Below are 12,298 nucleotides of genomic sequence, written 5' to 3' on the forward strand. Positions count from 1 at the left end.
TGGGGAGCCGGTCAGTCATTGTCACCCCGTGGCGCGATCGGCGCGAACGCCCCGCCCGGGACCGCGCTTGCGATCGGGCTGCACACGCCCTCTGCCGAGCAGGCGCTGACGCCGAAAATCCAGTCGTCGCCGCGTACGCCTGCAAGCTCGATGGCGAAATCGGGTGCATCGGCGTCGCTGCCATGGGCGGAAGCGGATATCGTGCGCAGGGGACCGTCCCGCCAATGGCCCTCGTCGGTCCGCCGCTGCCAGATCCGGTATTCGGTCGCGCCCGGCACTTCATCCCAGCTCAGCTCGGTAAAGGTCCGCACCGCCGCGCGGGCGCGGGGCGCAGGGGGCATCGGCGCACGCGCCAGCCGTTCCAGCGCCTGGACGTTCAGCTTGGTGACTTTCGCGAGATAATCGAAGTCCATCGCGTCGACCGTGTCGCCGTAGGTCACGCCGTCCTCGGTGCGCAGGTCCTGGTGCTGGTGTTCGTAATCCTCGACCGCGACCGAGAAGCGGACCGCGGGATACCCCGCCTCGAGGAACGGGATCTGGTCGCCGCCGCGGCCCATGCGGTCGGTGCGCCAGATCTGGCGCACGTCGAGCCCGGTCGCGTCGCCATCGGCGATCCCGTCGAGCCAGCGTGAGAGGTTGCGAGAGGGACTGTCGTTCTCGCCGCCCTCGCGGCGCTGCGCAGCGCGGTAACGATCGTCGAGATCGGCGCGCGGCCCTTCGGAGAAGACGCGGACATGCGCGGCGTCGCAATAGCCGTCCGACCCGCAGCTATTGCCGACGACGTCGTTGTTGAGCACGGCCTTGACCGTATAACCCTTGCTCTCGACCCAATCGACCAGCAGCCGTGCGCCGAACAGGCCCTGCTCCTCGCCCGAAAGCAGCGCGTAGACGATGGTGGTGGGGTATTGCTGCCCCGACAGCACGCGCGCCGCCTCGATCACCAGCGCGGTGCCCGATCCATCGTCGTTCGCGCCCGGGGCTTCGACCGTGCCGTCCATCACGTCGCTCGCCCGGCTGTCGATATGACCCTGGACGATCACGACCTCGTTGGGGCGCTCGGTGCCGGGCTGGATCGCGACCACGTTGCGCAGGCGCACCGGCTCGGGGATGCGATCGCCGGAGACCATCGTCTCCGGCAGTTCGACCTCGAGGCAACTGCCGCATTCGGCGGAAATGTCGCGAAACACCTCGGCACCCCAATCGACCGCCGCGCCGATCCCGCGTTCGGGGTCGTCCTGCGAGGACAGCGTGTGCCGGGTCCCGAAGGCGACCAGCCGCTCGACATCGGCGCGCAATCGTTCGGCCGAGACCTCGTCGGCGGGGCGATCGTGGGCGATGGCAGGCGTGGCGGCGGTGGCGGCCAGCAGGGCGGCAATGGGGGCAAATGCTTTCATGCGCCGCTTCTCGCGCGCCCGCGACCGCGACGCAAGGGGCTCAGTAGGCGCGCCCGATATAGATCCGCTCGACCGCGGGTTCGCCGGTGAAGGGGCAGGTGCCCGATACGCCTTCGTCGCCCAGCGGCACGTTGCGCATGGTGAGCTTCAGGGACTTGAGCTGTTCGACCACCTTGTCGAGCGCCGCACCGGTGGGGCGTGCCCAGGCCATTTCGACCCATCCGGGATATTTGTCCTTCGATGAGTAAAAAGCGCGCAGCTCGTCGAACGTGGTCAGTCCTCGCGTGATGTTGTCGTCGCGGCGCGCACGCGCCTCCTCGAACAGCGCGGTCTGGATCGCTTCGAGCTCGGCACCGGCGCTCGCGGCGAACTCGTCGGGCGAGGGATCGCGGAAGGCGGGCTTGCCGTTCTCCGTGTTCCACAGCGCATCGCGGCGCAGCAGGCTGATCTTGGCGTTCTCGACGTCGCGCCCGCCGATCTCGACGATCAACGGTGCACCCTTGCGGACCCAGTCCCAACGCTTCTGCGCGGCCTTGCCCGGGCGGGTATCGAGATTGACCCGCAGCGGTTCACCGAACGCGCTTTGCGAACCGAGCTTGGCGGCAAGGTCGCGGCAATAGGCGAGCACCGCCTCGTCCCCGTCATTGTCACGCAGCATCGGCAGGATCACGACCTGCCACGGCGCGACCTGCGGCGGCACGCGAAGCCCGTCATCGTCGCCATGGGTCATGATCACCCCGCCGACCATGCGGGTCGAAACGCCCCAGCTGGTAGTGTGGCAGAACTGCTCGCCGCCTTCGCGATCCTGGTACTTGATTCCCGCGGCTTGCGCGAAGCTGGTGCCGAGATAGTGCGAGGTGCCGGCCTGGAGCGCCTTGCCGTCCTGCATCATCGCCTCGATCGAATAGGTCGCATCGGCGCCCGGGAAGCGTTCGTGCTCGGGCTTCTCGCCCGCGATCACCGGCAGGCCGAGATCTTCCTCGGCGAAGGCGCGGTAGACCTCGAGCATGCGCATCGTGTGCTCGCGCGCCTCTGCCTCGTTCTCATGCGCGGTATGGCCTTCCTGCCACAGGAATTCGCTGGTGCGGAGGAACATGCGGGTGCGCATCTCCCAGCGCACGACATTGGCCCACTGGTTCAATTTCAGCGGCAGGTCACGCCAGCTCCGGATCCAGCGCGCCATCGCATCGCCGAAGATCGTTTCCGAGGTCGGACGGACGATAAGCGGTTCCTCGAGCTTCGCCTCGGGGTCGGGCTTGAGGCCCCCTGCCCCGTCGGCGATCAGCCGATGGTGGGTGACCACCGCCATTTCCTTGGCGAAGCCGTCGACATGCGCGGCCTCGCGCTCGAAATTGCCGAGCGGGATGAACAGCGGGAAATAGACGTTGTCGTGCCCGGTCGCCTTGATCCGGTCGTCGAGCAGGCGCTGCATCCGCTCCCAGATGCCGTAGCCCCACGGCTTGATCACCATGCAGCCGCGCACGCCCGATTCCTCGGCCATGTCGGCGGCGGTGATGACTTCCTGGTACCAGGCGGCGAAATCGTCTGCGCGCCGCGTATTCAGCGCATGGCGGATGTTGGCCACAAATCTTCCTTCGGAGCGCCCGCCCTGGCGGACGGGTCTGGGTCTGTTACTTGTCGAGCTTGTCGAGCTTGTCCTGCATCGCCGCCATCTGGGCGCGCAGTTCTGCAAGGTCGTCGCTATCTTTGCCCTTCGGCGAGGCCTGCTGTCCCGGTGCGAGCACCGCGCGCCAGCCATCGGCGAACATCTTCATGTTGTGCTGCGCCATCTTGGCGAAGGGGTTTTCCGACAGGCCCTTGCCGAAGGAATCGCGCAGTTTTTCCTGGTTGTCGCAGAAGCTCTTCATCGAGGCGTCGAGATAGGACGGGACCAGCGCCTGCATCGAATTGCCGTATAGCGAGATCAGCTGGCGCAGGAACGACACCGGCAGCAGCTGTTCGCCGCTCGATTCGGAATCCATGATGATCTGGGTCAGCACCTGGTGGGTGATGTCGTCGCCCGACTTGGCGTCGACGACCTGGAATTCCTGGTTGTCGCGGGTCATCTGGGCCAGCGTTTCGAGCGTGATGTAGCTCGAGCTGTCGGTGTTGTAGAGCCGCCGGTTCGCGTATTTCTTGATGATGATCGGTTCGTCGGGATCTCTGGGGCGCGCGGCCATCTGGCTCTCCGGAATAGGAATGAGATTTCGCACTAGCAGCACTGCTTAGTGCAGCGCAATATTAGTGCCCTTACGCGCGGAGAAAGCGCGAACCGAGCGCGGTCAGCAACTCGTATTGCGACAGGCCGCTGACCCGTGCAGCCTCGGGCAGGTCGTATTCGGCGCGGACCCAGTCGCCCTCGGCGAGGTCGGGGGCGTGGGTCAGGTCGATCGCGGTCATGTCCATCGAGACACGCCCCAGCACCGGCAATCGGGCGTCGCCGTTGCGCATCGCGCCCTTGCCCGACCAGCAGCGCAGGTAACCGTCGGCATATCCGAGCGCGACCGTACCGATCCGCATCGCGTGCGGCGCGGTGAAGGTCGCGTTGTAACCCACCGTCTCGCCCGCCTGCAGCTCGCGCGTCTGCATGATCGCGGCGTCGATCCGGGCGACCTGGCGGATTACGTCGGCGAGCTCGGGTCGAGGGACACCGCCATAGAGCGACAGGCCGGGACGGGTCAGGTCGTAGTGATAGCCATCACCGAGTGCGATCCCGGCACTGTTCGAAAGGCTCGCTTCGCGGTGGGCGATCCTGGTGCGCGCCGCGTCGAAGGCGGTCCGCTGGCGCTCGTTGGCCTCGCCGTCCTCGTCGGCCGAATGGAGATGCGACATCAACACGTGGATATCGAGCGCGGCGACCTCCGGAGCGTCGAGTTCGGCGAGCGGCAGACCGAGCCGGTTCATCCCGGTGTCGAGCATCAGGTGGCATGGCCCTCCCCCCGCCGCGTTCCACAACCTCGCCTGGTGGATCGAGTTGAGGATCGGTCGAGCCCCCACCGCACGCGCGTAGGCCGCTTCCTCGGCATTGATCGGTCCGTGCAGCACCGCGATAGCCTCGGGTGGCACAACCTCCAGAAGATCGGGCACTTCGGACCAGTGCGCGACGAAAAAATCGCGGCAGCCCGCCTCCCACAGCGTTTCCGCGACGAGCCGTGCACCCAGCCCGTATCCGTCAGCCTTGACCGCCGCCCCTGCCCGCGCCGCACCGCTCATCCGGTCGAGCGCGCGCCAGTTCGTGGCCAGCGCCGCCCGATCGACGGTCAGCCGCAGCGTCGGCGGGGGCAGGTCAGCCATGCGTGTCTTCGAAGTCCTTCGGTGGGCCGCCGTCGACGCCCCACAGGACGATGCCGAGGCCTGCGGCGACCACGACGATCGTGTACCACAGTCCGGCATAGACGTCGCCCGTGCGCGCGACGATGATGCCCGCGATCAACGGGAGGAATCCTCCGAGATAACCGGCCCCGAAATGGTAGGGGATCGACATCGAGCTGTAACGGATCTTGGTCGGGAACATCTCGGTCAGCAGTGCGGCAACCGAGCCGTAGGTCAATGCCGAGAGCACGCCGAGCACGAGCAGCAGGCCGAGGATGCCGAGGATATTGGCGAGCGGCGGGTTCTGGCGGTCGAAATCGAAGCCGCGCTCGGTCAATGCCGCCTGCAACCCGTCGCGTCGCGCGCCAGCGTCGTCGAACCAACCAGCCTCGAGCGGGATCGCAGTCCCGCCCGCGGTTACCGCGAGGTCTTCGGATTGCGTCACCGAATAGGCGACGCCGCTGGCGGTCAGCGTTTCAAGCACCTTGCCGCAATCGCTCTGTTCGCGGTCGAACAGTTCGGCAAAGGGATCGGTGTCGCATTGCCGGCCCGAGACGACGATCGGGGTCTCTTGCGCCGCCTGCGCAAGCCCGGGATTGGCGAGACTGCCCATGCTCCAGAAGATCGGGAACAGCAGGGCAAGCGACGCGAGCGCGCCAATCACGATCGGCTTCTTGCGGCCGACCCGGTCCGACCACCGGCCCACGATCACATAGAAGCTCATCGCGATCAGTCCGGCGATCAGCAGCAGCCACTCGACCAGGCTTTCGTCGAGCCGCATCGGGCCGCGCAGGAAGCTAAGCCCCGAGAAGAACGCCGTGTACCAGATCGTGGTCAGCACGCCGGTGACCCCGAAGGCGACGAGGATGCGCTTCTTGTTGCCGGGATAGGTGAAACTCTCGACGAAGGGATTCCCAGCGGTCTCGCCGGCCTCGCGCATCGCCTGGAACACCGGGCTCTCGGACAATTTCAGCCGCATCCATAGCGAAATGCCGAGCAGGATGATCGACAGCAGGAAGGGTACGCGCCAGCCCCATTCGGCGAAGGCCTCCTCGCTGAACAGGGCACGGCAGGCAATCACCACGATGATCGAGAGGACGAAGCCGCCGACCACGCTCGCCTGGATGAACCCGGTATAGAACCCGCGCTTTTCGGGCGGGGCATGCTCGGCGACGTAGATTGCCGCGCCGCCATATTCGCCGCCCAGTGCGAGGCCTTGCAGGATGCGCAAGCCGATCACGATGATCGGTGCCGCGATCCCGATACTCGCTGCGCTCGGGATCAGGCCGACCCCGGCGGTGGCGATGCCCATCAGCGTGACGGTGACGAGGAAAGTGTATTTGCGCCCTAGTTTGTCGCCGAGAAAACCGAACAGGATCGCGCCCAGCGGGCGGAAACCGAACCCGACCGCGAAACCGGCCCAGACCAGCAGGATCTGGAGCGTCTCGTTGCCGCTCGGGAAGAATGCCGCCCCGATCAGGCCCGCAAGCGTGCCGTAGATGAAGAAATCGTACCATTCGAAGATCGTGCCGGCCGAACTGGCGGCGATCACCAGCCGCAGCTCCTTCTTGGTCGGCTCGCGCCCGTGCAGCGCATCGCTCATCGGTTTTCCCCTCCCGAAAGTTGAGCGATGCTCCTAGCCCGCTACATCGTCGGGGGAAAGCGCCCGGATCGCGGCCTTCCACGGCAGGATGATCGCGCCGTGGCGAGCGGGATAGCCGCGCGCCGGCTCGAGCAAGTCGAAGCCGGGCCAGTCTGGCAAGGGGCCCTCGCCTGCGAGCCAATCGGAGATAGCCGCATGGGCCGTGACGATCGCGGCAAGGCCCGTGCCGCGCGCATCCTGCGCGAAGATCGCCGCCGCTGCCTGGCCGATCGCGCAGGCCTGGACCTGGAGGCCGAGTTGTTCGATGGCGCCGTTCGCATCGACCGCGAGGCCAAGCGCGACCGTGCTGCCGCAGAGCGGCGCGCGCGCTTCTCCGCAGCGATCCCACGTGTTTCCCGCGAACGGATAGTCAGCCAGCGCGACCGCCAGCCCGAGAATTTCGGTGGTGTAGAGTTGCGCGGCGCTGGCCATGTCAGTCCGCGTCGGCGTCGACCGCAGCTTCCTCGGCGGCGTTCTCGCGGCGCTCCTGCAGCGCCTGTCGCCGCTCGGCGATCATCTCGACAAGCGACTGGCTGGCCGAATTGATGAAGGTGTAGCTGCGCGCCTGCGTCACCCAGTCCGGACGCCCGCCAATTCCCCAGACCGTGTCGTAGCCGAGCACCAGCACCGAGAAGGCGAAGACCGTGATCACCACCCCCTTGACCGTGCCGAAGCCGAAGCCGAGCAACCGGTCGAACGGGCCCAGTGCCGAGGCGCGCGAGGCCTTGCCGAACTGGTTGGCGATCAGCTTGACCACCGCGTAGGGCACCAGCAGCAGCAGCGCGAAGGCGAGCACCGGGGCGCCGTTGTTGAAATCGAGATAGGGGGCGATCGCGGTCGTCAGCGGTGTGTGGAGGTAGCGGATCGCGAAGATCGCGCAGATCCAGGCGCACAGCGCGAGCGTTTCTTCCACGAAACCGCGCATGAACCCTGTGATCGCGCCAAGGCCCACGATCAGCAACACAACGATATCCAAACCCGTCATCGCGGCGAGAATTACGCGCCGCCCATGATCCGGTCAACGAGTTTGGGCAGCAAATCGAGCGCGTCGTAGCTTACGCCCTTGATCGTGGCGGCTTCATCGGCCGGAGGACCGTGTGCGCGGTCGAAACCAAGCTTGGCCGCTTCGCGCAACCGCATGCTGGTATGCGCCACCGGGCGTATTTCCCCCGCAAGCGACACTTCGCCGAACCAGGTCGCGCGCGCGGCAAGCGGGCGATCGGCGAGCGCCGAGACGAGCGCGGCGACCACCGCGAGATCGGCCGCCGGATCGGCGAGGCGATAGCCGCCCGCGACGTTGAGATAAACCTCGGCGGAGGAGAAATTGAGCCCGCAGCGAGATTCGAGCACGGCGAGCAGCATCGCGAGCCGCCCTCCGTCCCAGCCGACCACCGCGCGTCGCGGCGTGGCCCCGCTTTGCAGACGGACCACAAGGGCCTGGATCTCGACCAGCACCGGGCGCGTGCCCTCGATCGCGGGGAACACCGCGCTTCCCGCCACCGGTTCCTCGCGCCCCGACAGGAACAGCGAGGACGGATTGGCGATTTCGGCAAGGCCTTCGGCGCCCATCGCGAACACCCCGATCTCGTCCACGGGTCCGAAGCGGTTCTTGAGCCCGCGCAGGATGCGGTACTGGTGCGACCGCTCGCCCTCGAAGGCGAGCACCACGTCGACCATGTGTTCGAGCACACGCGGGCCGGCAATGTTGCCGTCCTTGGTGACATGCCCGACCAGCACCAGCGCGCTGCCGCATTCCTTGGCGAAGCGGATCAACTCGAAAGCGCAGCCACGCACCTGGCTGACGGTGCCGGGCGCGCCCTCGATCTGGTCGGAGAACATCGTCTGGATGGAATCGATCACGATCAGCGCGGGCGGCTCGCCCTGCCCGAGCGTGGTCAGGATATCGCGCGCATTGGTCGCGCTCGCGAGCCGCACCGGCGCATCGGCCACACCGAGCCTGCGGGCGCGCATGCGGACTTGCGCAGGGGCTTCCTCGCCCGAGATATAGACCGCGCCGCGGCCTGATTTCGCGATATTGGCCGCCGCCTGCAGCAGCAGGGTCGACTTGCCGATCCCCGGATCGCCGCCCATCAGGATCGCGCTGCCGACCACCAGCCCGCCGCCGAGCGCGCGATCGAATTCGGCAAGTCCCGTACCGATGCGTTCGGGCGCCTCGCCGGTTTCCTCCATCCCTTCGAGCGCGATCAGCCGCCCACCGGAAGACAGGTCGTGTTTCTGCGAGAACACCGTCGCTGGCGCGTCCTCGACGAGAGAATTCCATTCCTGGCATTCGCCGCACTGGCCCTGCCAGCGCGTCGCGACGCTGCCGCAGGCCTGGCACACATAGCGTTTCTTGGGCTTTGCCATGGCCGTGCGATAGTTGGAACATTTGTGGAACGCAAGCCCGCTATTGCCCCACTCCCCCGCCCCTGCCATCAAGGGGCGGATGCGGCAGAAGGAACTCAGGATCGCGCTCGTCTGCTATGGCGGCATCAGCCTCGCGGTCTACATGCACGGGGTCACCAAGGAAGTGTGGCACCTCGTGCGGGCGAGCTGCCAGTTCCATCGCGAGGGCGGGCAAAAATCGCTCGGTTTGTCCCCCACAGCAAAGATTTACCTCGAACTCCTCGAACGAATCGAGGCCGAGAAGGGGCTTCGCCTGCGGGTGCTTAGCGATATCCTCGCCGGGGCCAGCGCGGGCGGGATCAACGCGTTGTTCCTCGCCGAAGCGGTGCATTCCGGCGGCTCGCTCGAACCGCTTACCGATATGTGGCTGGCCGAGGCGGATACCGATCGCCTGCTCGATCCCGATGCCCACAAATGGACCCGGTTCGCGAAATCGGCCGCCTCGCCGGTAATCCTCGCATTGCTCAACCGCCCGGGCAACGTGGTCAGCGAAAGCGTCGCGCCCGAAACCCGCAACGAGGTGCGGCGCAAGCTTTCGCGGCTGATCCGCTCGCGCTGGTTCGCCCCACCCTTCAGCGGGATCCATTTCAGCCGGTTGATCGACGACGCGCTGGTCAGCATGGCCCAGCAGGCCTGCGGTCCGCGTCTGCTGCCGCCCAAGCACCCGCTCGACGCGCTCGTCACCGCGACCGATTTCAAGGGTCATCTCGAGACGCTCAACCTCAACAGCCCGAAACAAGTGGTCGAAAGCGAGCACCGGCTCGCGATCGAGTTTCGCGCGTTCGGCGGCGAGCACCTCGCGGCGCGTCCCGAACTGGTGCTTGCCGCACGCGCGACCGCCAGCTTTCCGGGGGCCTTCCCCGCGCTCCAGCTGGCCGAGATCGACAAGCTCGTCGCCGAGCGGTCGATCGCCTGGCCGCGGCGCGAGTCCTATCTCAAGAGCCTGCTGCCCGCGCATGCCGAGGCCGGAAACCTCGGCCGCGTCGCGCTGATCGACGGCTCGGTGCTCAACAATGCGCCGTTCGAACATGTCATTTCGCTGTTGTCGGAACGACCTGCGCAGCGCGAAGTCGATCGCCGCATCGTCTATATCGACCCGCGCCCGGACCGGGTCGGCCGGGCGCTGCGCGAGGACGACAGCGCGCCGGGTTTCTTCTCGGTGATCTTCGGTTCGCTCTCGACGATTCCGCGCGAACAGCCGGTGCGAGACAGCCTCGACGAGCTGGCGGGACACTCGCGCGACGTCGAGCGCCTGCGCGACACGGTCGAGGCCTTGCGCCCCGATGTCAGCGCGACGGTCGAGAAACTGTTCGGTCGCACGCTGTTCCTCGACAAACCGACGGTCCCGCGGCTGACCGCGTGGCGACAAAAGGCGCAGGACGCCGCGGCGAAGCAGGCGGGCTACGCATTCCAGGGGTACGGCGAGGCCAAGTTCAACGGAATTGTGGCGGGACTGGCCGCGACAATTCACGAAGCCGCGCCCGAACTGCGGCTCGAAGTGTCCGCGATCGACGTGCGACTCCACAATTACCTCCGGCGCGAAAAGGGACTGCAGATCTCCGGAGCCAAGGGCGCGGCCAGCGCGGAGGCGATCGAATTCTTCCGCACCCACGACCTCGCATTCCGCATCCGTCGCCTGCGCCTGCTCGCGCGCCGCCTCACCCGCGACTGGGAAGGCGACGAGGCGATCCCCGAAACCGAGCGTGAACGCGCCCGAAGCGCGGTGTTCGAGGCGCTGTCGCTCTATCTCGAGCACGAACCGGCCTCTTCGTTGGGGCCCGATTTCGCGGAGATCGCCAAGGATTTCACCCGCCACCCGGGCACCGTGCTCAAGGCGATCGGGCAGCGTCGCGACCTCAAGCGGACCGATCTCGCCGTCGACCGCCTGCTGGCCGATGCCATGATGCAGGTCGGGACCGATCTCAGGCGGCGGATGCTGCTGTCCTATCTCGGGTTCCCGTTCTTCGACACGGTCACGCTGCCGATCCTCCGCGGCGAAGGCCTGACGGAATTCGATCCCGTAAAGGTCGACCGGATCAGTCCCGACGACGCGCTATCGATCCGCGAGGGCGGGACGCTGGCGACCCTGCGCGGGATCGAGTTCTACAATTTCGGGGCGTTCTTCAGCCGCAATTATCGCGAGAACGATTACCTGTGGGGACGGCTGCACGGGGGCGAGCGGCTGCTCGATATCGTCGTGTCGACGCTCGACGAGCCGCTCGACGCGAAGACCATGCGCGCCTTCAAGCGCAGGCTGTTCCACGCCGTGCTCGACGAGGAAGAAGACCGCCTCAAGGCCGATCCGGACCTGATCGCGCGGGTCCGCGCCGAAGTCGACGCGCGGATGGGCTAGGCCCCGAGCACGTCCTTGATGCGATCGAAGAAGCCCTTCGATTTCGGGCATTCGTCGCCGGTCTCGGTTTCGCGGAAGCGGGCGAGGATTTCCTTCTGTTCCTTCGACAGCCTGGTCGGCGTCTCGACCACGATTTCGGCGATCAGGTCGCCGCGACCGCGCGCCTGCAGCACCGGCATGCCGGCGCCGCGCTTGCGCAGCTGCTTGCCCGACTGGATCCCGGCGGGGATCTCCACCGTGATCGTTTCGCCGTCGAGGTTGGGAATGTCGATCGACCCGCCGAGCGCGGCGGTGGTGAAGCTGATCGGGACCTCCGTGACGAGGTTCGAACCGTCGCGTTCGAACACCTTGTGCGGCTTGATCCGCAGGAAGATGTAGAGATCGCCCGGCGGCGATCCGAACGGCCCCGCCTCACCCTTGCCCGACAGGCGAATTCGCGTGCCGGTATCTACGCCCGGGGGAATCGTGACGTCGAGCGTCTGCGGCGCGTCGATCCGTCCCTCCCCGCGACAGTCGCTGCACGGCTTTTCGATCACCTGGCCGCGGCCATGGCAATTGGGGCAGGTGCGCTCGACCATGAAGAAGCCCTGCTGGGCGCGGACCTGGCCGACGCCCTTGCAGAGGTTGCAGGTGCGCATCCCGGTGCCCGGCTCGGCGCCGTCGCCATCGCAGGTCTCGCAGACCTGGCTGGTTTCGATCGTGATCTGCCGCTCGGCGCCGTCGAAGGCCTCGTCGAGCGTGATTTCCATGTTGTAGCGCAAATCGGCACCGCGGCGCGCCTGCTGGCGCCCGCCACCGCCTCCGGCAAAACCGCCGAAAATGGTCTCGAAGATATCGCCGAGATCGGCGAAATCGCCGCCGGGATGGCCGCGTCCGCCCCCGCCGCCCGAGGCGGCCTGGGTGTAGCGTTCGTGTCCGTACTGGTCGTAGGCCGCCCGCTTCTGCGGGTCCTTGAGGCAGTCATAGGCCTCGCTGATCGCCTTGAATTTGCCCTCGCTCTCGGTGCAGCCCGGATTGCGATCCGGGTGGTGCTGCATGGCGAGCTTGCGATAGGCGCTCTTGATCGTCGCGCCGTCGGCATTGCGCGCGACGCCGAGCATCTCGTAATAATCGGTGCTGGTGGCTGGCATTTATCCCGTCCCCGAAACCGTGACGCCACCGATGCGCCGGGCATCGGTGGCGTGACAGGTT

General features: G+C 66.8%; 10 protein-coding genes. 1 reads left to right on the top strand and 9 read right to left on the bottom strand.

Features of this window, described 5'->3' with window-relative positions; genetic code table 11:
- Positions 1 to 11: 11 nt before the first annotated feature.
- The 8 genes from IEW49_RS05675 to radA all read right to left on the bottom strand — a co-directional run bounded on the left by IEW49_RS05675 (position 12) and on the right by radA (position 8,715).
- A complete protein-coding gene (locus tag IEW49_RS05675) occupies positions 12 to 1,394 on the bottom strand; it encodes a M20/M25/M40 family metallo-hydrolase (protein WP_188641769.1) in 1,383 nt (460 codons plus the stop codon).
- A gap of 40 nt (positions 1,395 to 1,434) precedes the next feature.
- Complete coding sequence (locus IEW49_RS05680) at positions 1,435 to 2,979, bottom strand: aminoacyl--tRNA ligase-related protein (RefSeq protein WP_188641770.1); 1,545 nt, start codon at positions 2,977 to 2,979, stop codon at positions 1,435 to 1,437.
- Positions 2,980 to 3,025: 46 nt separating this feature from the next.
- Positions 3,026 to 3,574 (bottom strand): polyhydroxyalkanoate synthesis repressor PhaR, encoded by a 549-nt coding sequence (phaR, locus tag IEW49_RS05685; RefSeq protein WP_188641771.1) that lies wholly within the window; start codon positions 3,572 to 3,574, stop codon positions 3,026 to 3,028.
- Positions 3,575 to 3,644: 70 nt separating this feature from the next.
- Positions 3,645 to 4,688, bottom strand: coding sequence for an alanine racemase (gene alr / locus IEW49_RS05690; protein WP_188641772.1), 1,044 nt, complete (start codon positions 4,686 to 4,688; stop codon positions 3,645 to 3,647).
- Positions 4,681 to 6,309: an MFS transporter gene (locus IEW49_RS05695; protein WP_188641773.1), complete on the bottom strand. Its 1,629-nt coding sequence runs from the start codon at positions 6,307 to 6,309 to the stop codon at positions 4,681 to 4,683. Before IEW49_RS05695 ends, alr begins: the two co-directional genes overlap by 8 nt.
- 33 nt (positions 6,310 to 6,342) lie before the next feature.
- Positions 6,343 to 6,780: an iron-sulfur cluster assembly scaffold protein gene (locus tag IEW49_RS05700; protein WP_188641774.1), complete on the bottom strand. Its 438-nt coding sequence runs from the start codon at positions 6,778 to 6,780 to the stop codon at positions 6,343 to 6,345.
- Position 6,781: 1 nt separating this feature from the next.
- Entirely contained in the window at positions 6,782 to 7,333 is a 552-nt protein-coding gene (locus IEW49_RS05705) for a CvpA family protein (RefSeq protein ID WP_188641775.1), read from the bottom strand.
- A gap of 11 nt (positions 7,334 to 7,344) precedes the next feature.
- Complete coding sequence (gene radA, locus IEW49_RS05710; RefSeq protein WP_188641776.1) at positions 7,345 to 8,715, bottom strand: DNA repair protein RadA; 1,371 nt, start codon at positions 8,713 to 8,715, stop codon at positions 7,345 to 7,347.
- Between the two features lie 79 nt (positions 8,716 to 8,794).
- On the opposite strand from radA, the gene IEW49_RS05715 reads away from it, so the two are divergent.
- Complete coding sequence (locus IEW49_RS05715; RefSeq protein WP_188641777.1) at positions 8,795 to 11,107, top strand: patatin-like protein; 2,313 nt, start codon at positions 8,795 to 8,797, stop codon at positions 11,105 to 11,107.
- Here the strand turns inward: IEW49_RS05715 and dnaJ are convergent.
- Positions 11,104 to 12,237 carry a molecular chaperone DnaJ gene (gene dnaJ, locus IEW49_RS05720; protein ID WP_188641778.1) on the bottom strand — a complete coding sequence of 378 codons (1,134 nt, stop codon included), beginning with the start codon at positions 12,235 to 12,237 and terminating at the stop codon, positions 11,104 to 11,106. The genes IEW49_RS05715 and dnaJ overlap by 4 nt on opposite strands.
- Positions 12,238 to 12,298 lie beyond the last annotated feature (61 nt).

This window comes from Pseudoblastomonas marina, assembly GCF_014641655.1.
GTDB classification, from domain to species: domain Bacteria; phylum Pseudomonadota; class Alphaproteobacteria; order Sphingomonadales; family Sphingomonadaceae; genus Alteriqipengyuania_A; species Alteriqipengyuania_A marina.